The 24611-nt window shown below is 67.6% G+C and carries 15 protein-coding genes; 3 read left to right on the top strand and 12 right to left on the bottom strand.

Annotated features, from left to right (window positions below; all coding sequences use genetic code 11):
- Window positions 1–136: 136 nt before the first annotated feature.
- Window positions 137–1291, top strand: a complete 1155-nt coding sequence (locus tag C693_RS22640) for a GGDEF domain-containing protein (protein WP_017462089.1) — start codon at window positions 137–139, stop codon at window positions 1289–1291.
- Between the two features lie 150 nt (window positions 1292–1441).
- On the opposite strand, the gene C693_RS0109770 is transcribed toward C693_RS22640, so the two are convergent.
- The 6 genes from C693_RS0109770 to C693_RS0109745 all read right to left on the bottom strand — a co-directional run bounded on the left by C693_RS0109770 (window position 1442) and on the right by C693_RS0109745 (window position 8915).
- Window positions 1442–1945, bottom strand: a complete 504-nt coding sequence (locus tag C693_RS0109770; protein WP_017462088.1) for a YegJ family protein — start codon at window positions 1943–1945, stop codon at window positions 1442–1444.
- A gap of 63 nt (window positions 1946–2008) precedes the next feature.
- Window positions 2009–2347 (bottom strand): zinc ribbon domain-containing protein YjdM, encoded by a 339-nt coding sequence (locus C693_RS0109765; protein WP_017462087.1) that lies wholly within the window; start codon window positions 2345–2347, stop codon window positions 2009–2011.
- Between the two features lie 351 nt (window positions 2348–2698).
- Window positions 2699–3262: a tetratricopeptide repeat protein gene (locus C693_RS22635; RefSeq protein ID WP_017462086.1), complete on the bottom strand. Its 564-nt coding sequence runs from the start codon at window positions 3260–3262 to the stop codon at window positions 2699–2701.
- Window positions 3263–3416: 154 nt separating this feature from the next.
- On the bottom strand, window positions 3417–5108 hold the full coding sequence (locus tag C693_RS0109755) for an alpha-amylase family glycosyl hydrolase (protein ID WP_017462085.1): 1692 nt from the start codon (window positions 5106–5108) through the stop codon (window positions 3417–3419).
- Between the two features lie 133 nt (window positions 5109–5241).
- The gene (locus tag C693_RS0109750) at window positions 5242–6711 is read right to left on the bottom strand and encodes an MFS transporter (RefSeq protein ID WP_017462084.1); all 1470 of its coding nucleotides are present in this window, start codon (window positions 6709–6711) and stop codon (window positions 5242–5244) included.
- Window positions 6708–8915, bottom strand: coding sequence for a Six-hairpin glycosidase-like protein (locus C693_RS0109745; RefSeq protein WP_017462083.1), 2208 nt, complete (start codon window positions 8913–8915; stop codon window positions 6708–6710). Before C693_RS0109745 ends, C693_RS0109750 begins: the two co-directional genes overlap by 4 nt.
- Window positions 8916–9346: 431 nt before the next feature.
- Between C693_RS0109745 and C693_RS0109740 the strand changes: the two genes are divergently transcribed.
- The gene (locus C693_RS0109740; protein WP_017462082.1) at window positions 9347–10054 is read left to right on the top strand and encodes a LuxR family transcriptional regulator; all 708 of its coding nucleotides are present in this window, start codon (window positions 9347–9349) and stop codon (window positions 10052–10054) included.
- Window positions 10055–10112: 58 nt separating this feature from the next.
- Here the strand turns inward: C693_RS0109740 and C693_RS0109735 are convergent, their stop codons facing one another.
- The 4 genes from C693_RS0109735 to C693_RS0109720 form a co-directional block, all read right to left on the bottom strand.
- The gene (locus tag C693_RS0109735) at window positions 10113–12113 is read right to left on the bottom strand and encodes a glycoside hydrolase family 13 protein (RefSeq protein ID WP_017462081.1); all 2001 of its coding nucleotides are present in this window, start codon (window positions 12111–12113) and stop codon (window positions 10113–10115) included.
- Window positions 12114–12225: 112 nt separating this feature from the next.
- The gene (locus C693_RS0109730; RefSeq protein ID WP_017462080.1) at window positions 12226–14259 is read right to left on the bottom strand and encodes a glycoside hydrolase family 13 protein; all 2034 of its coding nucleotides are present in this window, start codon (window positions 14257–14259) and stop codon (window positions 12226–12228) included.
- A 133-nt stretch (window positions 14260–14392) separates the two neighbouring features.
- The gene (locus tag C693_RS0109725; RefSeq protein ID WP_026107310.1) at window positions 14393–16774 is read right to left on the bottom strand and encodes a TIM-barrel domain-containing protein; all 2382 of its coding nucleotides are present in this window, start codon (window positions 16772–16774) and stop codon (window positions 14393–14395) included.
- A 35-nt stretch (window positions 16775–16809) separates the two neighbouring features.
- Complete coding sequence (locus C693_RS0109720) at window positions 16810–18387, bottom strand: alpha-amylase family glycosyl hydrolase (protein ID WP_017462078.1); 1578 nt, start codon at window positions 18385–18387, stop codon at window positions 16810–16812.
- Window positions 18388–18592: 205 nt separating this feature from the next.
- Here C693_RS0109720 and C693_RS0109715 point away from each other — a divergent pair, with 205 nt between their 5' ends.
- Entirely contained in the window at window positions 18593–19816 is a 1224-nt protein-coding gene (locus tag C693_RS0109715) for a cation:proton antiporter (RefSeq protein WP_017462077.1), read from the top strand.
- A 9-nt stretch (window positions 19817–19825) separates the two neighbouring features.
- On the opposite strand, the gene C693_RS0109710 is transcribed toward C693_RS0109715, so the two are convergent.
- Together C693_RS0109710 and C693_RS0109705 are read right to left on the bottom strand one after the other, a co-directional pair.
- The gene (locus C693_RS0109710) at window positions 19826–21337 is read right to left on the bottom strand and encodes a tryptophan halogenase family protein (protein WP_017462076.1); all 1512 of its coding nucleotides are present in this window, start codon (window positions 21335–21337) and stop codon (window positions 19826–19828) included.
- Between the two features lie 109 nt (window positions 21338–21446).
- The gene (locus C693_RS0109705; protein ID WP_017462075.1) at window positions 21447–24359 is read right to left on the bottom strand and encodes a TonB-dependent receptor; all 2913 of its coding nucleotides are present in this window, start codon (window positions 24357–24359) and stop codon (window positions 21447–21449) included.
- Window positions 24360–24611 lie beyond the last annotated feature (252 nt).

Below are 24611 nucleotides of genomic sequence, written 5' to 3'. Positions count from 1 at the left end.
GAGCCGCTCCGGCTTGCCGGGCATCGTCGTGCGGCCGGGGATGCGTCTCGACCGGCCGCGCGAACCGGCGCCGGCACCGTTCCCTTCGCCATGAAACTGCGGGCATGATGCCGGTACCTCGACCGGGGGGAATCGCTTGGGAACGCTCGATACCGACACGCTGCTCAGCGTCTACCTGGCGTTGTCCGGGCTGACCGCGCTGTTCACGCTGGCAGGCGGCTGGACCACCCGCAAACCGGGCTTGTGGTTGTGGTCGGGGGCGTTCATGGCATCGCTGGTCAGTCAGGCGGTCCGGCCCGGCATCGCCGAGCTGTGGGGCTTGCAGGCGTCCAAACCTCCCGGGCACCTGGGAGGCGTCGTGCACGCCCTGCTGGTGCTGGCGGGCATGCAGGCTTTCCTGGGGCAGCGCATCCGCTGGCTTGCGATGGCGTCGGTGTTCGGTGTCATGGCAGCGTTCTCCTACACCCTGCTCGCGACCGGGCAATCGCTGTGGTGGTCGTTGTCGATCACCCAGGCCGTCTCTGGCCTGGTGATGGCGCATGCCGCGTGGATCGCCTGGCGGGCGCGTCAACCAGGCGGGGGCGGCGCGCTGGTGCTGATGGGGGTGGTGCTCGGCATGGCGGCGCTGGTCGCGCTGGCCCGGGCGGCTTCGATCCTGCCCGTCGGCGTGTCGATGGCGCAGCTCGACGTGGCCAACGAGCACTGGTTGATGGCAACCCTGCTGTTGGTGGTGGCCGAGGGCTTCGCCATGCTGGTGCTGGTGAACAGCGCCCTGCGCGACGAGGTGGCGAAGCTGGCCGATTTCGATCCGCTCACCGGTCTGCTCAACCGGCGCGGCCTGCGCTCCCGGCTGGAGCGGATCATGCAGGCGCCGTTTCCCCAGCACGCCCGTCCCGACATGGCAGTGGCGGTGCTGGACCTGGACGAATTCAAGGGAATCAACGACCGCTTCGGCCATCAGGTGGGTGACGAGGTGCTGGCCGAAGTCGCACGCCGCCTGCACGCGGGGTCCGGTCCGGGCGACCTGGTGGCCCGCACCGGTGGCGAGGAGTTCATGCTGGTATGGACCGCCTCCGGCTGCCAGGCGGGGGCGGTCGGCGAGCAGATCCGCGCGCTCGTGGCCGGCAGCCCGGTGCCCAGCCAGGTCGGCGACGTGGGCGTCACCACCAGCGTGGGGATCGCCACCGGACCATGGCAGGGCAACGAGAGTTTCGAGGGGCTGGTGCGACGGGCCGATCACGCCCTTTATGCCGCCAAGCGCGCCGGTCGAAACCGCGTGGTGTCCGGCTAGCCCGGTTCGCCGGGGCGACCTTTGCCGCAACGGGGGCCCCGGGCCGGCTGCGGTGAGGGCTGGCGCGACGAAGGTCGCGGGCGTGCAGCGCCTGTCCGGTTGACGGTTTGCGGCATCCCTTGCCCCGGATATGCCGGCCGATGGCTGCGATCAGCAGTCGAAATGGTAATCCCGCCGGTAGTTGTCGGCCTCGGCCTTCGGCATGTGCCTGAACAGGACGCACACGGTGAAGCTGCCCTTTTGCCGGCCATCCTGCACGTAACCCCAGTCGGAGATATCCCGGCGGGTGAAGCGGACCTGTTGCCCGTTCGCCAGATCGGTCGCGTACCGCGGTTCGTCCGCAAGCGTTCCAACGAAGCCGCCCGGGACCTCCGTGAACGGCGTGACCCACATGTATTCCGAGCCTTGGGCGTAAGGGAACCGCACCTTCAGCTTGAAGCCGGTCGCTCCGGCCGGTGGGTGGGCATGCAGCGCAAGGAAGCTGTCGAGGGTCGATCGCGCGTGTTCGATGGCGGCCAGCATCCCGGCGTCATCGCGGTCGACGATGACCGCACGGTCGCGGGCTTGTCGTGCCTGGGCGGGCCAGACGAACACAGCGATGGCTGCGAGGAGCAGGCCTGACAGCGTAGCCTTCGAAAAGCGCGTGCGTGGCACCGATCCATCCTCCCGTCCCGGTTGAGGGCACTGTGGTTGAAACGGGCTCCCCTGTCGACGGGCTCAGGCCTTGCGAACGAATTCGGACTTGAGGCTCATCGGACCGATGCCGTCGATCCTGCAGTCGATGTCGTGATCGCCCTCGACGAGGCGGATGTTCTTGACCTTGGTGCCGACCTTCACCACCAGCGAGGAGCCTTTCACCTTCAGGTCCTTGATCACGGTGACCGTGTCGCCGTCGTTGAGCACGTTGCCGTTCGCGTCGCGCACCACGCGCGTGTCGGCCTCCGCGGCCGGTTCACCCGCGCTCCACTCATGGCCGCACTCGGGGCAGACCAGCAGGCTGCGGTCCTCGTAGGTATAGGCGGACTGGCATTGCGGACAGGGCGGGAAGGTACTCATCGGGCAGGGCTCGTCGGACGTGGCAGGGGCGCGGCGCGGGGCAGGCCGGGGCGTGGAGTATGGGCGGAGGCTCCGCATGCCCACAAGCCGGCGGCCGCCGGGACGCCCGGTGCTCCGTGCACCCTCCCGGAACATGGAAGGCGCAGTCGGGACCTCGCCTCGGGTCGACGCAGGATCGGAACAGTCGCACGGCGGCGCTGCTCGTCCGGCAAAACGGCGCGGGAATGATGGCTCGCCCGCGTGGATGGGAGGGGCCCCGCTAGACCCCGACAAGACCGATGCCTGACTGAGCTGAATTTCAGGAAAGTCCGGTTCTTGACTGACTGCGAGCTCCTCGGCGAGCCAGCCTGGTCATTGGACCGGTGAAGGCGCGGGGTGAGGGTTGGTCTCGACGAGCCCATAGATTTTCAGGCGCTCGAACAGCAGATCGGTCCTCAGCCCGGCCTGGTACGCCGCAATGAAGTCAGCGCGCGCTTTGTCGAACGCCCGGATACGCTCGTAGGCAATGCCGCGGTTGTAGTGGGCCTCGCCATTGGCCGGGGCGATGGCCAGTGCTTTGGAGTAGTCGGCCAGGGCGTGGGTTGTCTCGCCGAGATCGTCGTACGCATTGCCGCGGTTGATGTAATCCTCCTCCACATCCGCCGGATGCAGAGCGATCGACTGGTTGAACGCGGTGACGGCCTCAGCAGGCTGATGATTGCGCCGATAGGCAATGCCGATGTTTCGATAGGTCTGGGCCAGTGACGCCTGCTGCAGGTGGCCTTCCTTGATGCACGTGCGGAAAAGCTCAATGGCGCGCTGGTGTTGACCGGCCTCGGTGGCATCCCAGCCGCGGTAGCAAAGGCCGAGGTCCTCTGCAGATGCGATTGCTGGAACGAGCATGCAGCCGAGAAGGACAGGCACGACGAAACGCATAGCGACTCCTTTCGCTGGGAGAGACCATCGCCGCGTCGGCGGCGATGGTTACGGGTCATCGGTTGCCCGGGTTCTACCGCATTCTGCGGCCGCCGCATGGCGTGATGAAGAGGGTTTGGCTGTCACTCCGGAAGGCGATCTCCGGCATGCCGTGTCACCGGGCCGGATGCCCACGCTCTTCCTGCAGCCGGGTCAGCTCGGCCAGCAGGTCGGGGCGGCGGACGCGGGCATCGAGCAGGTAGACCTGCACGTCATGCGGCGCGACGGTGGCGTCGAGCGTGCCGCCGTCGCCGATGGCGACCGGCTGGCCGCCACCGAGGAGCGGCTGCCAGGTGCCGGACTGCAGCCACTGGCCGACCTGGAAGCTGGCCGGCTGGTCGCCCTTGTTCAGCAGCACCAGCGCGATCTGGTGCACCTTGCCCTGCTGGTAGACGCGGTAGAACGACGCCTGCTGGCCGGCGAAGCGGATCGGCAGCATCAGGCCCCGCTGCAGCGCCGGCATCTTCTCGCGCAGCGTGGCGATCCGCTTGAGGTGCTGGTAGATCGGGCTCTTCGGCGCGTTGTCGATGCGCTGCTGGCCGAAGTAGTTGCGGTTGCCCTGGTGCTCGGCCTTGCCGCGTTCGAAGCCGATCTCCGAGCCGTAGTAGATCGCCGGGATGCCGCGCGCGGTGAACAGGAAGTTGTTGGCGTCGATGAAGCCGGCGTCGGTGGCGTTCAACCGCGCCATGTCGTGGTTGTCGTAGAAGGTCACCAGCTCGTACGGGTTCTGGTACGGGCCGTTGGTGAGGTAGAGGCGGTCGAGGATCTGCGCGTAATCGCTGTCCGGGTGCTCGAACACGTCGCCCATGCGGCCGCGCAGCGGGAAGTCGAGCACGCTGATGCCACCGTTCTGTGGCCAGGTGAACTTGCCGATGTTGTCCGGGCTGTAGTCGAACGCCTCGCCGTACATGAAGAAGCCCGGGTGCTTGGCGCGGATGCGTGCGCTGAACTGCTTCCAGAACGTGGTCGACATGTGGCTGATGGTGTCGATGCGGAACGCATCGCTGCCCTCGTCGATCCACTGCAGGTAGGCGCCGACGAAGTAGTCGAGCACGGCCGGGTTCTGGTCGTCGTTGTTGGACAGCTGCACCAGGTCGTCGTACGCGTGATAGAAGCGGTGCAGCGGGTTGCGCACCGGGTCGAGCTGGTAAGGCGGCAGGTTCTGCTCGTCGGCGACGAGCTTGCCCTGTTTGTCGAAGATCTGGCCGTACTGCGGCTGCTTCACCGGCATGGTGAACGCCGGCGAGCCGTGGTTGAGCACGATGTCCTGCACCACCTTCAGCCCGGCCTTGTGCATGCCGGCGGTGAACTGGCGGTAGTCCAGGCCCTTGCTCGGCAGGTGCTCGTCGAGCTTGTAGAAGTTCACGCCCCAGTAGCCGTGGTAGCCGGTCTTGCCGCGGTCGGTGAACTTCGAGCCCCAGCTCACCGGGTCGCCGCCGGTGAAGGCCTCGTCCGGGTTGTCGACGATCGGGGTGATCCACACCGCGCCGAAGCCCATGCCCTTGATGTAGCCGGCGTTGTCCAGCACGCCCCTGAAGTCGCCGCCGAGGTAGCCGATGTTCGCGCTCTCGCCCTTCGGCGCACCGGGCACCGGGATGTCCCAGGTCGGATGCGCACCGCCCTGGTCGCGGTGGTCGTTGGCGGTGTCGCCGTCGACGAAGCGGTCGGTCAGCACGAAGTAGATCGCGTTGGACGCCATCGGCGCGTCCGTGCCGACGAAGACCGGCGCCTTGGCCGGCGCGGCCGCGTGGGCGAGCCCGCAGGCGAGGGTGGCGACGAGGGCGGGGAGCAGGCGTTTGGCGATCATGGTCCGGTTTCCGTGGTGCGGTGTCTTTTTGTAGGAGCCCGCCCGCGGACGATGCTCTTGCTCCTGATCCACATCGAAGCAAGAAGCCAAGAGCATCGCCCGCGAGCGGGCTCCTACATGCGGTCAGGCGAAATCAGGCCGTTTCCGGGCGCGGCACGCGCAGCGTGCACAGGCCGGCGACCAGCAGGCTGGCGCCGCCCAGGCCCAGTGCCCAGATCGGCTGGTTGTGGAAGAACAGCTTCAGCAGCACGCCGAGCACGCTGGCGGCCATCAGCTGCGGAATCACGATGAAGAAATTGAAGATGCCCATGTAGATGCCCATCTTCGCGGCGGGCAGGTTGTCCGAGAGCATCGCGTAGGGCAGCGACAGGATCGACGCCCAGGCGAAGCCGACGCCGACCATCGAGGCAACCAGCCAGTGCGGATCGCGGATCAGCAGGAATGAAAGCAGGCCGATGCCGCCCAGCCACAGGTTGACCAGGTGGCTCATGCGCAGGCCGATCGCACGCACCAGAAGCGGGATCACGATGGCGGCCAGCACGCCCACGCCGTTGTAGGTGCCCATCAGCACGCCGGCCCAGTTCGCGCCCTCGTTGTAGGCGGCCGAAGTGGTGTCGGTGCTGCCGTAGAAACGCTCGGCCACCGCGGGCGTGGTGTTGATCCACATCGCGAACATGGCGAACCAGGAGAAGAACTGCACCCAGTTGAGCCGCCGCATCGGCCGGGGCATACCGTACAGGTCGCCCATGATCTGGCGCAGCGCGCCCTGGCTCGTGGTCCGGCTGAGCCACACGAACAGTGCGCCGAAGCCGACCAGACCACCGGCCAGCAGGTACAGCTCCTTCTCCAGCGCGTAGTGCTGGATCAAGCCCAGCATCAGTGCGCCGAGCGCCAGGAACAGCGTGCCGACCTTCCAGGCGCTGCCGACCACGACGGGCGTCTCGTTGACATGCGCGTCGGCGAACGATTCCAGCTGCTCCGGCGGATACTCGCGGGTGCTGAGGATGGTCCACAGCATCGCGCCGAGCAGCACCGCCGCACCGGCGTAGAACGAGTACATCACCGAGTGCGGCACCTCGCCGGCCGGTGCGGTGTTGGCGACGCCGAAGCGGGTGAGCACGTAGGGCAGGAACGAGGCGACCACCGCGCCGACGCCGATGAACACGCTCTGCATCGCATAGCCCAGCGGCCGCTGCTTCGGCGGCAGCTGGTCGCCGACGAAGGCGCGGAACGGTTCCATCGACACGTTGAACGAGGCGTCCATGATCCACAGCAGGCCGGCCGCCACCCACAGCGTGGGCGAGTTGGGCATCGCCATCAGCGCGATGGTCGCCAGCACGGCGCCGGCGAAGAAGTACGGACGGCGCCGGCCGAAGCGGTTCCAGGTGCGGTCGGACAGGTAGCCGATGATCGGCTGCACGATCAGGCCGGTGAACGGCGCGGCGATCCACAGCACCGGGATCTGGTCCACGTTCGCGCCCAGCGTCTGGAAGATGCGGCTGACATTGGCGTTCTGCAGCGCAAAGCCGAACTGGATGCCGAGGAAGCCGAAGCACATGTTCCAGATCTGCCAGAACGACAGTTCCGGTTTCGCCTTGCTCATCGTGCGTTGCCCTTGTCCGCAGAGGCGCCCAGCGGCGCGATCACCATCCCCTTCACGTCGGCCGCGTTGAGCGGGCCTTCGCTGCCGCCCACGCCGCCGGTGTAGTGGGCGAAGTGGCCGAGGTAGCTCATGTTGAAGCCGTCATCCAGCGTGAACGTGCAGGCGGCGCCGGCCCTGGCCGAGAACTGGCCCCAGGTGGAGCGCTGCTCGCGCACGCTGTGCGGCATCACGATCGGCACCCGCTGCTCGGCGGCGCCGTCGCAGCGGATCGCCAGCATCTTCACTGCGGCGGTGATGCCGGTGTTGATCGGGCCGTGGTCGTTCGAGTAGTCCAGCGACACGCGGTAGGCGCCGCTGGCCGGCGCGGTCCAGTGGCGCGGCCAGGCGCCTTCCACCGGCTTGCCTTCGTCGCCGCACACGGCCGGGCTGTGCAGTGATTCCAGCCCGTCATCGCCGACGCGGGTGGCGCTGACACACGTCAGCATGCCGGTGCGTGGCAACGTGCCGGAACCGTCGATCGCCTGCGCACGGTGGCCGTTGACGTAGAGCCGGACCTTGCCGTCCGCCTGCACCTTCCAGGCCTTGCCGCCGGCGACGAGCGTCGGCGCCGGCGGCGCCTCGGGCGCGTACAGCGGCGCGTCGGTACGCAGCGGGGCGTCCTTCACGGTGACGGCCTTCAGCAGCACGATCGTGTGGTCACCCTGCGTGGTGATGCGGTCGGCGACCAGCAGGTTGCCGTCGCGCGCGGACGGCAGTTTCAGCGTGATATGGCGGCCGGGCAGGGCGAGCGAGATGCTGTCGCGGTCGCCGAACAGCATCGGCACCAGCGAGGCCGGCAGCTTCGGCACCAGCGTGCCGTCCGGCTCCAGCCCGAACACGCCCTCGGTGACCGCAGCCATGTACGCGGCCACCGACCACAGCTGGCGCGGCGAGTTGACCACCGGGCCGCTGAGCTTGCCCTCGTCGACGTGCTGGCCCTGGGTGAGCAGCTCGTAGTTCTCCAGGTTGGAGCCGTACAGCGAGGCGCCGCGCATGATCGACTCGATCTCGTGGGCGATGCGCGAGGGCTGGTTCACCTCGCGCGCGGCACGCATGGCGTAGGCGCTGACGAACGGCCAGATCGCGCGGTTGTGGTAGATCGGCTGGTCGCGGCGCTCGGGCCACATCACCGGGCTGCCGGCCGGCCAGGTCGGGTAGTTGGCCAGAGTCTGCGCGGCGCGGGCCGGATCGGCCACGCCGCTGGTCACCGCCAGCGCGATGCCGAGCAGGTCGTAGGTGTCGTTCGGGGTGCCGTCGCCGCCGATGAAACTCATGTACATGCCGCGGTCGGCGCGCCAGAAGCGGGCGTTGATGGCGGCCTTGAGTGACTTCGCCTGGTCGGCGAAGCGGCCGGCTGCCTGGGTGTCTCCATGCTGGCGCGCCAGCGTCGCGGCCATCTGCAGCGCCTGGTAGTGCAGCACGTTGGTGGACAGCGCGAACGACTGGCCGATGAAGGTGACCTCGTCGAAGGTCCAGGCCGGGTAGCTCTGCTCGCGCCAGTCCATGAAGGACGTCTCGCCGCGGTAAAGGCCCAGCTGCGGGTCGAAGGCGTACTGGCGGTCCTGCGCCAGCGTATCGCCCAGCGCCTTGTACACGTCGCCAGCGAAGGCCTTGTCACCCAGCAGGTGCTGCGCGCCGAGGAACCACACCACGCGGTCGGTGCTGATCGGCCAGCTGCCGCCGGAGCCCGTGTCCTGCATCACGTACAGGCCCTGCGGTGCGCTGGGTACGCGCACGTCGGAAAGCTTGAATTTCAGGCCGTTGCGGGCGCGGTCGGCGTCGAAGCGCCACAGGCCCAGGTCGATCGAGTAGGACAGGTCGCGGGTCCACACGTACGGCCACTTCAGGCCGGTCTCGAAGCAGTGGCAGGGGATCGGCTGGCCGTGGTCGAAGGCGCCGTCACGGATCGCGGTGACCGAGTCCTGCTTCAGGTCGTCCTGCGCCATCGCGTACAGGCCGTCGAACAGCGGACTGGCGGTGTCGGCGGCGAAGGGCTGCGGGCCGATCACGCGCTGGCCGAACGGCCAGGCCAGGGTGTAGGCGCCCTGCGCATCCTGCTGGATGCCGACATGGACGCCGTGCCAGTCCAGCCCGTCGTGCCAGACGGGGCCGACCGGGGCCGCGGTAGCGGCGGCCAGCGAGGCGGCCAGCAGCGTGGTCAGCATGCGGACACCCCGCGCACGGCGAGGGGGAGGATCGGTTTCATGGCGGTTTCTCCTCGTGCGTTGGTCGCGCCGGCAGGTATGTCACGTCGCGGCATCCCCCGCATGCTGCGCATGCAACATGCGCCCGGGCCGCGGGCGGCCGAACCCCCCGATGCTAGGTAGCATCGCGGTGCAGCAGCCAGCGCTTGCATACGTATTCATGCCCGGCGGGCGGCGCCGACCGGGGTGGGAGGCGGGGCGCGGCGGAAAGAGGGGTATCCATCCGTGGATCTAGGTCCCTGATCCCTTCCCCCGTAACGGCCTGCGGCGTCGACGGGAATCCGATCCCGGACTTAGGGCACGATCAGGCCGTCGCTATTGGAGATCGGATACCCTTTCGGGCGAAACTGTCATTTCTTACAGGGCGTCGGCATCGGCGCGGAGCGACAACGGTGGCGCAGTGGCGCGAGCAGTGCATGGTTCGGCTCGGCGATGCACGGTCGTCGATGCAGTCGCTGGTGCAGGTGCTGCGCGACATCACCGGCGAGCTCGGTTTCGACCACTGTTCCTACGTCCTGCGCCAGCCGCTGCCGATCGCGCAGCCGGCGGTCTACTGGGGCAGCACCTACCCCCAGGCCTGGCTCGACCGCTACATGGCGCAGAATTACCTCGAGCGCGATCCGCTGGTGCAGAACGCCCTGGCCAGCGACGTGCCGGTGGTGTGGAGCGACCGCTCGGTGGAGCGCCTGCCGGAGTTCTGGGAGGAGGCGCGCTCGTTCGGCATCAACCACGGCTGGGCGGTCAGCTCGCGTGGCCGCGACCACACGGTGGGGCTGCTGACGGTGGCCCGCGAACGGGTCGCGGTGTCGGCAGGGGAGCTGGAGCAGAGCGAGATGCGCCTGCTGTGGCTGGCCCATACGATGCACGGCGTCGCCTCGCTGCTGCCGGACGTGGCGCAGCCGGTCATGGAGCCGCTGTCCGCCCGCGAGCGCGAGGTCCTGCTGTGGAGCGCGGCCGGCAAGACCGCCGACGAGATCGGGCTGATCCTGGCGATCAGCACGCGCACGGTGACCTTCCACATCAACCGCTGCATCGCCAAGCTGGGCGCCGCCAACAAAACCGAGGCGGTGTCCAAGGCGCTGGTGCTGGGACTGCTCTGATGCCCCGCGGAATGGCGGCGACGGACGGCGTGGTGGCCGCCCATCGCCGCCGCGGGCGTCATTGGGCGAGGATCGCGCCGAAGTGGCCCTGCACCTGCACGGTCACCTGGCCGCCCTGCACCGTGTAGCGCTGGCCACTGAGCAGGTCGGTCAGCGTGCTGCCGTCGACCACGCTGAGCTGCCACACCGGCAGTGTGACCGCATGCCCGACGCTGTCGTTGTTCAGCGCCACCGCGATGCGATGGGTGGCGTCGAACCGGCCGTAGGCGTAGAGCTTGTCGGCGTTGTCGGTGAGCAGCGTCATGAACGAACCGGTGCGCAGCGCCGGGTAGGCCGCACGGATCGCGGTCAGCCGGTGGGTGAGGGCGACCGCGCTGTTGGCCAGCGTGCCCTGGCTCCAGTCGAAGGTACGCCGGTTGTCCGGGTCCGGACCGCCCTGCATGCCGTACTCGTCGCCGTAGTAGACGGTTGGCGTGCCGACGTAGGTCATCTGGAAGATCAGCGCGAGGTAGGTCTTCCAGACATCGCCGCCGGCCCGCGTGGCGAAGCGCGGGATGTCGTGGCTGGAGAGGAAGTTGGTCATCACCTGCTGCACGTTGCCGGGGATGTCGGCGCGGGTGCCGTGCAGCCAGGCGTCGAAGGTGGTGGTGTCGATCGCGTTCGGGTTGCCGCCCTCGTCCTCGCCGGTGATCCAGCGCGACACCGGGTCGGTGAATCCGTTGTAGTTCATCGCGCCGTCCCACTGGTCGCCGCTGTCCACCCATGGGCCGGCCACGCCCCAGTACTCGCCGAGGATCTCGGCGTCCGGGTTCGTCGATTTCACCGCCTGGCGCAGCTCGCGCATGATCTGGTGGTTGGTGTCGTCGTCGCCGCCGTTGCCGCCGGCATCGATGTATTCGGCGGCGTCCAGCCGCCAGCCGTCGATGCGCCATTTCGGTCCGAGGTAGGTCCGCACCACCGAGTGCGGCGAGCCGTAGATGGCCTGGCGCACGGCCGATCCGGGCGCGCCGTAATCCAGCTTGGGCAGGGTGTCGTAGCCGAAGAAGCTGCTGTACGTATTGGGCCACTGCTGGAAGGTGTAGTAGCGGTACCACCGGCTTGCCTGCGACTCGTAGGCTCCCGGCGTCGGCCAGTCGCCGTACTTGTCGAACCACCTGTTGGTGTCGCCGGTGTGGTTGAACACGCCGTCGAGGATGATGCGGCCGCGTGGGCCGTTGCCCCGGCGGTGCACGTTCTCGATCAGCTCGTGCAGCTCGCCGTTGGTGCCGAAGGCCGGGTCCACCTGGTAGTAGTCGGCCACGTCGTACTTGTGCACGGTGGGCGCCAGGAAGATCGGGTTGAGATAGAGGATGTCCGCGCCGACGGTGCGCTTGATGTAGCCGAGCTTCCTGTCGATGCCGGCCAGGTCGCCGCCGAAGAACACCAGGTTGTTGTCGCCACCGGGCGAGGCAAACACGCTGGCGCCCCACGGATGCTTCTCGGTGCAGTGGCCCTTGTAGCAGTACTCGCCCGTGCGCACGTCGTTGTGGCGGTCGCCGTTGTAGAAGCGGTCCGGGAAGATCTGGTACATCACGCCGTTCTTCATCCAGTCCGGCGTCTTGAAGCCGGGGATGATGAAGAAGTCGCCGAACGGCTGCTCGCTGTCCCAGATGCCCTGCGCGTTGTACCAGACGGTCTTGCTGCCGTCGTTGATCTGGAAGCGGTAGTACTTCTCCGAGCCGGAGGCCGGGATCGTGCCCTGCCAGTAGTCGAAGGTGCCGGTGACGTCGTTGCGCGCCCAGTGCATCGGCACCCAGTGGAACTGGCTGTCGCCGCTGTCGTAGTACTTGATGTTGGCGCTGGTGATGTCGCCCTTGAAGGTGCGGAAGGTCAGCGTCACCGGCTGCGTGGCGGTGGGCTCGGGTGCGCTGTCGAACAGCGGGCCCTGGTCGTGGAACAGGCCGTTCCACTCCACGTTGTTGTCGTTGCTGGCCGCGCGGGCGTTGCCGGCGGTGCCGGCGAACACCAGGAAGATGCCCAGCGCCAGGGCGCGCAGGCCGCGGGATGTGTGCAGATGCATGGTGGTTCCCCCTCGGTGGTGCGGACGCCCCCGCGTCCGCGCGATCGCGTGGCCGGCCCCCGCCGGCACGCGCGGAAAACCGCGGCGGCCGGAGCCGCCACGGGTGGATGGCTCATTGCGCCAGGATCGCGCCGTAGTGGCCGTTGACGGTCAACGTGACCGCGCCGTTCTGCACCGTGTACTGGGTGCCGGAGATCAGCTCGGTCACCGTGCTGCCATTGGCCATGCTCAGCTGCCACACCGGTACGGTGATCGAGTGCGAAGTGCTGTCGTTGTTGAGCGCCACCGCGATGCGGTTGCTGGCGTCGAAACGACCGTAGGCGTACAGCTTGTGGGTGTCGTCGGTGAGCAGGGTCATGAACGAACCGGTGCGCAGCGCCGGATAGGCGTTGCGGATGGCGATCAGTTTGTGCGCCAGCGCCACGGCACTGTTGGTCGAGGTGCCCACGGTCCAGTCGAAGGTGCGGCGATTGTCCGGGTCGGCACCGCCCTGCATGCCGTACTCGTCGCCGTAGTAGATCGTCGGCGTGCCGACATAGGTCATCTGGAAGAACAGCGCGAGGTAGGTCTTCCAGATGTCGCCGCCGGCGCGGTTGCCGAAGCGGGTGATGTCGTGGCTGGAGAGGAAGTTGCTCATCACCTGCTGCACGTTGGTCGGGTAGTTGGCCCGCGTGCCGTGCAGCCAGCTGTCGAACTGCGAGACCGGGATGGAGGCGCTGTTGCCCGAGTAGTCCTGTCCGGTGATCCACTCCGACACCGGCTGGGTGAAGCCGTCGTAGTTCATCGCGCCGTCCCATTCGGCGCCGTCGTCGGTCCACGGGCCGGCGTTGCCCCAGAACTCGCCGAGAATGTCGGCGTTGGCATTGACCGATTTCACCGCGGTGCGCAGCTCGGCCATGATCTGGTGATTGGTGGCGTCGCTGCCGTTGCCGCCGCCGGCATCGAGGTACTGCGCGGCATCCAGGCGCCAGCCGTCGATGGAGTAGGGCGACTTCAGGTAGGTCTTCACCACCGAGGTCGACGCACCGTAGATCGCGTTGCGCACCGCCGAGCCGCTGGCGCCGTAGTCGAGCTTCGGCATCGAGGAAAAGCCGAAGAATGCCGAGTAGGTGTTGGGCCAGCTCTGGAAGGTGTAGTAGCCGTAATACGGGCTGGACTGCGACTCGTAGGCGCCGGTGATGCTGGTCCACCCGTTGTAGCGGTCGAACCACTTGTGGGTGTCGCCGGTGTGGTTGAACACGCCGTCGAGCACCAGGTAACCCTTCGGACCGTTTCCGGTGGAGTGGATGTCGGCGCTGAGCGTCTGCAGCGTGCTGTTGCTGCCGAACGCCGGGTCCACCGTCATGTAGTCCTCGGTGTCGTACTTGTGGTTGCTCGGCGAGAGGAAGATCGGGTTGAGGTAGATGATGTTCGCGCCGAGCGTGTTCTTGATGTAGCCGAGCTTCTGGTCGACGCCGGCCAGATCACCGCCGAAGAACACGGCCGTGTTGCAGCCGCTGACGTTGGCATAGACGCTGGAACCCCAGGCGTGTTTCTCGGTGGCGCAGCCGGCGTAGGTGTACTGGCCGTTGGTCACGTCGTTGGCGGTGTTCCCGTTGTAGAAGCGGTCCGGGAAGATCTGGTACATCACGCCGTTCTTCATCCACGATGGCGTGGTGAAGCCGGGGATGATGAAGAAGTCGCCGGAACCGGGTTCGGACGCGCTGATGCCCGCCGCGTTGTACCAGGCGGTCGCCGTGCCGTCGGTGACCTGGAAGCGGTAGTACTTCTCCGAGCCCGAGGCCGGGATCGTGCCCTGCCAGTAGTCGAACACGCCGGTCGGATCGTTCGACGCCCAGTGCATCGCAACCACGTGGAACTGGCTGTCGGCACTGTCGTAATACTTGATGTTGACGCCGGTGACATCGCCCTTGAAGGTGCGGAAGGTCAGCGTCACGGACTGGCTGGCGGTGGGCTCGACGTGGTTGTCGAACATCGGCCCCTGGTCGTGGAACAGGCCGTTCCACTCCACGTTGTTGTCGTTCGATGCGGCCGAGGCCGAGGGGGATGCGCAGGCCCCGGCGAGGATCGCCGCGAGCGTCAGCGGAAGGATGCGGCGGGCGCGTTGCCGCCGCCGGTCATGCGGGCACTTCGTGTTTCCGAACATCGACTTTCTCCTCCGAAGGTGACCCCGGCCGGCATGGCCGGGGCAAATCGGGAGCAAGCGACCCCGTCGGGCGCTCCCCCCGGGGCGCCCGATGCTGTTTGTCGACCACTCCCTCCCGGGGTGCGGCCGGGGCTTATCCCGGCGTGTTCCCCCAAACCAGCACGAACTGGCGTGCCTGCGCCGCAGGCACGCGGATGTAGGTCACGGCACCGAAGCGGTCGGTGCCGGTCGTCCAGCCCTCCTGCGGACCGGCCTCGAGTGCTTCGAGGCTGGCCGCGTGCGGCAGCGCCCGGCCGCCGGCGGTGACGGCGCTCGCCGCGCCGCCGTGCACCTTGAACAGATAGGTCTTCACCGGCGGCACGTAGCTGCCCTCGGCGGCCGAGGTGCTCACGGTGGCGCCGTTGCCGGTGCGCTGGATGGCCAGTGGCTGCGCGAAATAGTCGCCGCGCTCGTAGGCGTAGTCGTCGCCCTGGTCGTCGTAGTAGGTGAAGTGCGTCGCTGCGCTGGCCGGGAACGCTTCCACCGCCACCTCCGGCACCGGACGCTGGCCGACGTAGTCCATCACCGGCTGCATCGGGATGATCGCGCCGGCGCGCACGAACAGCGGAATGTCGCTCCAGCCCTTCGCATCCACCGGCACGGTGATGCTCCGGCCGCCGGCGTAGGTCTTGCCGTCGAACCAGCCGGTCCACTGGCCGGCGGGCAGGTAGATGGTCTTGGCCGTCTGGCCCTCGTCGACCACCGGCGAGACCAGCAGGCCCTCGCCGAACATCCAAGACGCGACGTCGTTGCGCACCTTCGGATCGTTCGGCCAGTCGAACACCAGCGGCCGCACCAGGCCCACGCCGGTGACGTGGCGGGTGTGCTCGTAGCTGTAGATGTAGGGAATCAGCGAATAGCGCAGGCGGATCGCCGCGGTGGCGGCTTTCTCCGCCACCGGGCCGTAGACCCAGGGCTGGCGCTTCTGGCCGAACTCGCCGTGCACGCGGAAGATCGGCGTGAACGCGCCGAACTCGATCCAGCGCGCGTAGTTCTCCGGCGTCGGCGTGCCGTGGCTGAAGCCGCCGCCGTCCATGCCCCACTGCATCTCGCCCACGTTGATGGCGCTGAGCATGCGCGCGCGCTGGCCGGCCATGCTGTGAAAGCCGGTGGGAATGTCGCCGGACCACATGCCGTAGGCGTAGCGCTGCGCGCCGAGGTAGAAGTTGCGGTTGATCGACCACACGCGCAGCGGCGAGTAGGCGCGCTGGCCGTCGTATAGCGAGCGCTCCATGTTGGTGAACTGGGTGTCGCTGCCGATGTCGTCGGCCTCGTCGTTCCACCAGCCGATCATGCCGGTGTCGAACGAGTGCTTGAGGTGGTCGTTGAAGAACCAGTCGCGCACAGCCGGCTTGTCGAAATCCAGTTCGCGGATCGGCTTCTTCGAGAAGTAGTCCGGGCCTTCCTTGCTGGCCGGCGACCAGAAATCATGCGCGGTGGCGTAGTGGCCCTCGACCGTGTCCACATGTACGCGCGGCTTCATGATGCCGGTCAGGTGCATGCCGCGGGCGTCCAGCATCTGCTTGAGCTTGCCGTCCGGGCCGTCGGGGAACTTGGTGGTGTTCCAGCGGAACTCGCCCCAGTCCTCGCCCCAGGCCTTCCAGTCGAAGTCCAGCGTGAAGTTGTCGATCGGGATGTGCTTGGCGCGGTAGGTGTCGACGATCGACAGCAGTTCCTTCTGGTCGATGCCCCACTGGCTGTTGGTGAAGCCCATCGCCCACTTCGGGAACAGCTGCGAGTGGCCGCTGAGGTCCGCCACCGCGCGGAAGATCGTCTTCGGCGCGCCGACGATCAGGTAGTAGTCGGTGTCCTTGCGCGAACTGCCGCTGGCCTGGATGCGGCCGTGGGCGAGATTGAACTGGCCGCCGATGGTGTCCACCAGCACGGCGTAGCCGGCGCTGCTCCAGACCAGCGGCGCACCGGCGTGGCCCTGCTCGCCGGCCGTGATTTTCTGCTTGCCCTGGCGCAGCAGGCCGGTGCTGACATCCTTCTGGAATGCGGTGTAGCCGCCGATGCCGTAGAGCGGATCCGACGCGTCGTGGGCCAGCGTGATGGCGCCGTTGCGGAGCGAGGCGAGATCGGCCTGGGTCAGCAACCCGGCGTGCCCGGGAGCGTCGAGGCGCAGTGCGCCGCTGCTGCGGTCGTAGCGCACGCTGGCCGCGTCGGTGGACAGCGTGATCGCGTCCTTGTCGTTCTGCACGCGCACGTCGGCGAGCGGCGTGTTCGGTGCCTTGGGATCGAGTACCAGGGTCGCCGGGCCGCCCTTGCCGCCCGGCAGGTAATGCACGTGCACCACGTCCGGCGCGACGAAATCCACCGTCACCCGGTCCGCGCCCAGCGGGATCCGCAGCTGACCGTGGTCCACCGTGGCCGGCGCAGCGGTGGCCGCGATGGCGCTGGCCAGCGGCGTGAGCATCAGGCCGAACAGGGCCAGCGGAGCGAGCGTGCGGTGCGATCGACGGGTCAAGACGGACATCCTCTGTGCGTGGGGCGGGGCGACGATCGGGGCGCTTACTCGAGCACCACCGACGTGTCGGGGGGAAGGTCGACGCGCTGGTCGTGCAGTCGCACGCCGTCGCGGCTGGCCAGGCGAATCGCATGGAACGGCGACGCGGCGCCGAGCGCCACCGACTGCGGCTGGCCGGACAGGTTGTGCAGCACCAGCACGCGCGAGTCCGCGTCCTGCAGCTGCCAGCCCGCCACGTGGGTGTTGCCGCTGGCGAATGCGGTCAGCGTGCCGTCGCGCAGGGCGCCGACCTGTTCGCGCCAGTGGATCAGCATGCGGTAGTCGGCCAGCAGCGAGCCGGGGTCGGCCAGTTCGGCCTGCACCGATACGTCCGGACCGTTGGCGGCGTTGCCGGGCTCCCAGGTCGCCTCGCCCGCAGCGTGCGGGCTGCGCTCCCAGCGCATCGGTTCGCGCAGGTCGGGATCGGGCTTCACGGCGCGCATGCCCAGCTCCTCGCCGTAGTACACGAACGGATGGCCGGGCAGGGTGAGCAGCATCGCCGCGGCCATGCGCATGTGCGCCGCGTCGCCGTCGAGCTGGCTCATCACCCGGTTCTGGTCGTGGTTGGACAGGAACGGCGCATCGGCGCCTTCGTGGCCGGCACCGGCCGTGAAGCCGGCATAGCGCTGCTGCAGCCGTTCGGCGAGGTCGCCGGCCTCGCCGCTGCGCGCCGCGTCGATCAGCCGCGTGGCGAGCGGGAAGTCGAACACCGCGCTGAGCGCGCCGTACCAGGGAGCGAGCTGCTGCCAGCTGCTCTCGGTGACCTCGCCGACCACGTAGGTGTCCGGATTCACCGCGCGCACCCCGCGCATGAACTGCTGCCACCAGGCGAGGTTTTCCCTGAGAACTTCCGGGTCGCCTTCCTGCGACTGGAAGTTCAGGTAGATGTGGCGCGCAGCGTCCAGACGGAAACCGTCCACGCCCTTGCGCGACCAGAACCGGCCGACGTCGACCATCGCTTGGCGCACGGCCGGGTTGTCGTAGTTGAGATCGGGCATGCCCGGGGAAAAGATGCCCAGGTAGTGGCGCCCGTCCGGCAGTGCCTGCCACGCCTTGTCGCCAGCGGCGCTTTTCGCCGTGAGGTCGGTGCCGGGGGTGGCCCAGCTGTACCAGTCGTGATGCGGGTCGCGCGGATCCTGCGCGGCCTGGAACCACGGGTGCTCGTTGCTGGTGTGGTTGATCACCAGATCGATGATCACCTTGATGCCGCGCTTGTGCGCCTCGGCCAGCAGGTGCTCGAAGTCGGCCATCGTGCCGTACTGCGGGTTGATCGCCTCGTAGTCGGTGATGTCGTAGCCGTGGTAGCTCGGCGACGGGTTGATCGGCATCAGCCAGATCCCGCTCACGCCCAGCGACTTGAGGTAATCGAGCTTGGCGGTGACGCCGTTGAGGTCGCCGATGCCGTCGCCGTTGGTGTCGTACCAGCTGCGCACGAAGATCTCGTAGTACACACCGGAGCGCGGCGAGGATGCGGCTTGGGCGTGCGCCTGCGCGACCGGGGATCGCGGTGCGGGTGCCGTGGCGCAGCCGCCCAGCAGCAGGGCGGATGCGAGCAGCGACGAGAGCGTGACGGAACGGATCAAGACGGTTTCCCCGGCGGTCGACGGACGGCGGCGCGAACGACGCGAAGCGTGATGTCGTTCGGACGTCCAAAGCGGCACCCATGGTAGGCCGGTGCCCGCTCCGTGCGGCCGTGCTGCATACGTATTCATCGGCGTGGTTGTGCGGTTTTCCGTGGTGCAGTGCGGAAGATTCGCAAGCTCTTCACGGCCTGGGCATGGATCGGGGATGATCGCCGCTCGCCATCTGCCGAAGCGCTCCATGCACCAGACCGATCTGTTCCTGCTGGCGATGTTGCTGATCCTTGCCGTGCCGTATCTGCTGTGGCGGATCGGACGCACGGAATACGTCGCACCGCTGGTGGTGGTGCAGATCGTCTGCGGCATCCTGCTCGGTCCGGGCGTGCTGGGCGCGGTCTTTCCCGCCTACTACGCCACGGTGTTCGACCCGGGCGTGATCCAGGCGCTCAACGGCATCGCCTGGTGGGCGGTCATGGTCTTCGTGTGGATCGCCGGCATCGAGCTGGACCTGGGTCAGGTATGGCGGCAGCGGCGCGAGTGCGGGATCACCGCTGGCCTGGCACTCGGAGTGCCATTGCTGGCGGGAGCCCTGGCCGCGCTGGTGCTGCTGCAATGGCGTGACGGCTGGATCGGTCCGCATGGCGCGCGCTGGCAGTTCGTCATGGGGGTCGGCATGGCCTGCGCGGTGACCGCCCTGCCGATCCTGTTGCTGCTGATGGAGAAGCTGGCGATCCTGCGCGAGCCGTTCGGGCAGCGCGTGCTCCGCTACGCCAGCCTCGACGACGTGGCGATCTGGGCGGTGCTGGCGGTGATCCTGGTGGACTGGCAGCGGATCGGCCTGCAGCTCGCCTTTCTCGCGCTGTTCGTGCCGGTGGCCTGGGTATTCCGCCGCCTGATGCGCCGGCTGCCGGCGGCCGACCGCTGGTACGTGGGACTGATCTGGCTGGCGCTCTGCGCCCTGGCCGCGGATCGTGCCGGCCTGCACTTCATGGTCGGTGCCTTCCTCGCCGGTGCGGTCACCGACCGCGACAGTTTCGATGGCCCAGCGCTGGACCTGCTGCGCCATCACGTGCTGCTGGTGGTGATGCCGGTGTTCTTCCTCTCCACCGGCCTGCGCACGCACTGGAGTGTAGGCGGCGGTGCGGTGTTCGCCGCGGCCGGCCTGCTGCTGGCGGCACAGGTCATGGGCAAGCTGGCCGGCGTGCATCTTGCGGCGCGCTGGCTGGGCTGGAGCCGTGGCGAGGCCTGGCTGGTCGGCTGGTTGCTGCAGACCAAGGCGCTGATCATGATCATCTTCGTCAACGTGCTGCTGGATCGCGGCATCATCACCGGCGATACCTTCACCGCGCTGCTGTTGATGGCCGTGGCCTCCACCATGCTCACCGTGCCGATGGTGGCGCCGCGATTGCAGCGGCTGCGCGCTGCGGGGTAGGGCGCGAGCTCAGTACGTCGCGCGGCAGTGCGTCGCGACGAACTGGCCGTGCTCCGGGAAGGTGGCCACGGCGCGCTGGATCAGCGTGCGCATGTTGCCGAGGAAGCCTTCCAGCTCCGCAGCGGGCAGTGCGTCGGCCGCCGGATGCCAGGCCTGCGGGGCGATGCCCTGGCCGAGCATGACCTGCAGCCAGCCTACCTCGGTGAACAGCTCGTCGCCGTGACGGAAGACCTGTCCGCTGCGGCGGAACAGTTCGATGCGCTCGGCCAGTCCCTCGGGCATGGCGATGGTGCGGCAATGCCGCCAGAACGCGGTGTCGTCGCGTTCGGTGGCGCGGTAGTGCAGCACCAGGAAGTCGCGGATGCGTTCGTACTCGAAGCGCGTCTGGCGGTTGTATTCCTCGCTCAGCGCCGGGTCGCAATGCCGGTCCGGGAACAGCGAGATCAGCCGGCTGATGCCGGACTGGATCATGTGGATGCTGGTCGACTCCAGCGGTTCCATGAAGCCGCTGGCCAGGCCCAGCGCCACGCAGTTGCCGATCCAGAAGCGGCGGCGCGCGCCGGTGGTGAAGCGCAGCACGCGGGGCTCGGCCAGCGCCGCGCCGTCGAGGTTGGCCAGCAGGGTGGCGGTGGCCTCGTCGTCGCTGATGAACCGGCTGCAGAACACGTGGCCGTTGCCGTTGCGGTGCTGCAGCGGGATGCGCCACTGCCAGCCGGCGGCGCGCGCGCTGGCCTGGGTGTAGGGCCGCATCGGTGCCACGCGCTCGCTCGGTACCGCGACCGCGCGGTCGCACGGCAGCCATTGCGTCCAGTCGTCGTAGCCGGCCTTGAGCGCCCCCTCGATCAGCAGGCCGCGGAAGCCGGAGCAGTCGATGAACAGGTCGCCCTCGACCCGCACGCCCCCCTGCAGTTGCAGCGACTCGATGAAGCCGTTGTCCGCGCGCAGCTTGACGTCGACCACCTTGCCCTCGATGCGCTGCACCTGGCGCGGGTCGCAGCGCTGGCGCAGGTACTGGCCGTACAGGCCGGCATCCAGATGGTAGGCGTGGCGGGTGCCGGTCATCGGGCTGGAGCCGATCCGGTCCAGCCGGCCGAAACGATGCTGGGCGCAGGCCTGCGCGTTGATCGAATACGACCAGAGGTCGGGCGCCGCCTGGCCGCGTTCCTGCCGGTCGCGCAGCCAGTAGTGCTGGAACGGTACCAGGCCCAGCGGCAGCCCGATATCGCCAAAGGCATGCAGGTAGGAGTCGCCGATCCGGTGCCAGTCGTTGAACTGGATCGCCAGCTTGAAGGTGCCCTTCACGGCACGCATCAGTTCGTCTTCGTCGATGCCGAGGAAGGCGTTGACGTGGCGGATCTGCGGAATCGTCGCCTCGCCGACGCCGACGGTGCCGATCTCGTCCGATTCGACCAGCGTGATGGCCAGCCGTGGGCCGATGGCCCGGGAAAGCAGGGCGGCGGTCATCCATCCGGCGGTGCCGCCGCCGACGATGACCACGCGCTGGATCGGGTTGGCTTGCATGGAGGAATTCCTGCGCCGTGACGGGAAGCTGATTAGCGTCCCGTCGCAGGCTTGTCAAAAAAAGAGCCCCGCTGGAAACCAACGGGGCTCGGGGAGGAAGCCTTGCGGCTTACTGGAACTTGTAGGAGACGCCCACCTCGTAACGACGGCCGTAGCGTTCCCAGGTCAGCACCTGGCGCGGGTCGTTGTTCTGATAGGTGGTGAAGATCTTGTTCGACAGGTTCGAGCCCTGCGCGATCACCGTCAGGCCGTTCAGCGGGCCGTGGTCGAAGGTGTAGCTGACCTGCGCGTCGTACGTGCTGCCGCCACCCACCGTCTGCTCGATGCGCGAGGCACTTATGCCCGACACCTCGCCCAGGAAGCTGGAGCGGTAGCTGTCGCTGATGCGCGCCTCGAAGCCGGCATGCTGGTAGTACAGCGTGCCGTTGGCGACCCACTTGGACAGGCCCGGCACCGTGATCGGGTTCGGGTTGCCCGGGTAGACCAGCGAGCTCTTGGTGCGGTTGGCGGTGAGGATCGTGCCGAAGCCATCGAGCGGCTGGGCGATCAGGTTGAACGGCAGGTTCAACGTGACCTGGGCGCCCTTCACGTAGCCGCGGCCGTTGTTCTCCGGGCCGGACACCGTGCCCAGCGTGGTGCCGAGCTGGGCCAGCTGGGCCGAGGTCAGGCCGAACGGCAGGAACGAGCTGAAGTCGTACAGGAACGCCGAGTTCGGGTTGATGTAGTCATGCAGCGCGATGAAGTAGCCCGACACCGCGAAGTAGCCACCGCCACCGGTGCGGCACAGGTCCGAGTTCTTCTGGTCACTGGAGCCGCACTGGAAGCTGCTGCCGCCGGAGAAGTAGTGCTCATAGCTGACGTTGTAGTTGTCGGCCATGGTCGGCTTCAGCTTCGGGTTGCCGCCGGACGCGCTGAAGTAGGCCTGGTTCGGATCGGTCGACGACAGGTGGGTGATGTTGCCGCTCACCGAGAGACTGGCGTTCATCTGGTCCATGCGCGGACGGGCCAGGGTGCGGGCCGCGCTGACGCGGAAGTCGTCATCCTGGGTCAGGCCGAAGATCAGGTTCGCACTGGGCAGGTACTTGTTGTAGCTGGTGCTCCCCTTGACCGGGATCAGGGTGATCGCGTCGCCGGTGACCGCGCTGCCCGGGGCCACTCGCTCACCCTCGGCGCTCTGCGAGGTGTGCTGCATCTGCACGCCGAAGTTGCCGCGCAGGCTGACGTTGCCCAGGTAGGTGTCCAGATTGAACTGGAAGTACGGGGTCAGCACCTTCTCCTTCGTCTTCCAGTCCGGCGGAGTGGACAGCGAAGAGCCGAAGGTCGGTACGCCGACCAGGGTGCCGTTGGCGATCTCGGCCAGCGGGTCGTAGCAGAGCTGCTGGCTGATGCCCATCCAGGCCAGCGGGCTGCAGGTCGAGCCGCTGAACGGCGCGGAGGTGACCGCACTGCCGCCGCTGATGGTGCCACCGCCCAGGGTCAGGAAGGTCTGGTCGATGTGGTAGGACTTGTGGCGCTCGCTGTGCGCCACGCCGAACTCCAGGCTGGAGAACGGGCCGCTGACGAAGTCACGCTCGACGGCCAGCTTGAGGTTGGCCAGGTAGTCGACCGTGTGCGGCGCATTGATGAAGCCCGCCTGCACCACGTCGTTGCCGCCGCCCCAGCCCTGCGGGTCGGTCAGCACGATGCCGTTGGTGTAGTCATACGACGGGTTGACGTACAGCAGACCGTTGCCCTGCTCGACGAAGCCGATGGTGTCGGTCGGGCCGGACTTGTTGAAGCCCAGGCCGGAATAGCTCTCGAGGTTGATGTCGCGGCGCGTGGCGCGCGAGTAGTTGCCCACGAGGTCGGCCGACCAGTTGTCGTTGATGTGGAACTTGTTGTCCCAGTTGAGGTTGTAGACCCGGGCGCTGGTCTGGTTGTAGTCGTTGCGGATCACCGGCGACAGCGTGGTGTAGGTGCCGCTGGTGATCAGGCCGTTGCTGGCGGTGTAGCCCGGCTGCAGCGTGGCCGAACCCCAGGCGAGCGGCAGCTCCATGCCCTTGGCCTGCTGCACTTCCTTGAAGTTGTCGTACGTCATGTCGATGGTGCCGGTGTAGTGCTCGTTCGGCTCCCACTGGAACGTGGCGAGCAGACCGTTGCGCTTCATCGTGTCGGAGATGCCGTAGTTCTTCGAGCCACCCACCACGCCGTTGCCGGCCGCAACGGAATTGTCGGTCGGGTAGCCCCAGGGAGCCTGGTGCTGGATCTCCGCCGGGTTGGACTCGAAGTCCACGCCCAGGGTCACGCCCATGGTGTGGTCGGCGAACTGGTTCACCCACACGCCGTTGAGGTTGTAGCCCTTGTTGCTGACGCCCTTGCCGGGGGACAGCTCGGACATGTCGTTCCAGACGTAGCGCGCGTTGAGTGCGGCTTCCGGCTTGGACTTCTCGAGCGGACGGATGGTCTGCATGTCGACCGTGCCGGCCAGGCCCTGGCCGATCAGGTTGGCCGAGGGGCTCAGGTGCACCACCACGGTGTTGAACCAGCTCGACGGATACTGATCGAACTGCACGTCGCGGTTGTTGGAGGTCGACACCTGCTGGCCGCCATTGACCAGTGCGGTGGAGAAGTCAGGACCCAGGCCGTGGATGGTCAGCACCTGCGGGCGACCGCTGACGGTCTGCACCGCGAGGCCCGGCAGGCGCCCCAGGGTGTCGGCGATCGACACGCCCGGCAGCTTGCCGATCTGCTCGGCGGACACCGCCTCGACGATCGAGTCGGCGTTGCGCTTGACCGCAGTGGAGTTCTCCAGGGAGCTGATGAAGCCGCTCACTTCCACCGACTGCAGCTTGGTGGCGCTGCTGGGGCGCTGCTTGCCATCGGCCGTCTTGGTGTCCTTGCCGGTGGCCTGGTCCGAGCTCTGCGAAGTGTCGCTGGACTGCTGGCCCGCGGCCGTTGCTGCATCCGCCTGCGCGTGCGTGGCCACCATGAACATGGCCGATGCCAGCGCTGCGCTCAGCAGATTGCGCTTGAGATTCAACATGTACGCCTCCCCTTGGAAAATCGATTTGATTTCGCCGGGAGTACCGTTGGATGAGTGATCCGGTCTGCCCGTTGCGAACGACATTTGTGGTTTGCCGTCGGGGCGGGATGTTAGTCCTGCCCTACTCGCTTGCGAGCAAACCTGCATACGTATTCATAACAACCCGGCGCCCCTCTATCGCTTTGTTGCAATTGATATTTTTCCTTGCGGCAATGCAATACAAATGAATCCAGGAAAACGTTTGCGTGGCTT

This window comes from Dyella ginsengisoli LA-4 (assembly GCF_000334915.1).
Taxonomy (GTDB): domain Bacteria; phylum Pseudomonadota; class Gammaproteobacteria; order Xanthomonadales; family Rhodanobacteraceae; genus Dyella_A; species Dyella_A ginsengisoli_A.
The sequence above is the reverse complement of the archived record's forward strand: the minus strand, read 5'-3'. Positions and strand labels throughout refer to the sequence as shown.

Excerpts from the sequence above, each read along its gene's own strand:
- C693_RS0109765 (WP_017462087.1), bottom strand. The coding sequence starts at position 2,347 with ATGAGTACCTTCCCGCCCTGTCCGCAATGCCAGTCCGCCTATACCTAC.
- C693_RS22635 (WP_017462086.1), bottom strand. The coding sequence starts at position 3,262 with ATGCGTTTCGTCGTGCCTGTCCTTCTCGGCTGCATGCTCGTTCCAGCA.
- C693_RS0109755 (WP_017462085.1), bottom strand. The coding sequence starts at position 5,108 with ATGATCGCCAAACGCCTGCTCCCCGCCCTCGTCGCCACCCTCGCCTGC.
- C693_RS0109750 (WP_017462084.1), bottom strand. The coding sequence starts at position 6,711 with ATGAGCAAGGCGAAACCGGAACTGTCGTTCTGGCAGATCTGGAACATG.
- C693_RS0109745 (WP_017462083.1), bottom strand. The coding sequence starts at position 8,915 with ATGCTGACCACGCTGCTGGCCGCCTCGCTGGCCGCCGCTACCGCGGCC.
- C693_RS0109735 (WP_017462081.1), bottom strand. The coding sequence starts at position 12,113 with ATGCATCTGCACACATCCCGCGGCCTGCGCGCCCTGGCGCTGGGCATC.
- C693_RS0109730 (WP_017462080.1), bottom strand. The coding sequence starts at position 14,259 with ATGTTCGGAAACACGAAGTGCCCGCATGACCGGCGGCGGCAACGCGCC.
- C693_RS0109725 (WP_026107310.1), bottom strand. The coding sequence starts at position 16,774 with ATGTCCGTCTTGACCCGTCGATCGCACCGCACGCTCGCTCCGCTGGCC.
- C693_RS0109715 (WP_017462077.1), top strand. The coding sequence starts at position 18,593 with ATGATCGCCGCTCGCCATCTGCCGAAGCGCTCCATGCACCAGACCGAT.
- C693_RS0109710 (WP_017462076.1), bottom strand. The coding sequence starts at position 21,337 with ATGCAAGCCAACCCGATCCAGCGCGTGGTCATCGTCGGCGGCGGCACC.
- C693_RS0109705 (WP_017462075.1), bottom strand. The coding sequence starts at position 24,359 with ATGTTGAATCTCAAGCGCAATCTGCTGAGCGCAGCGCTGGCATCGGCC.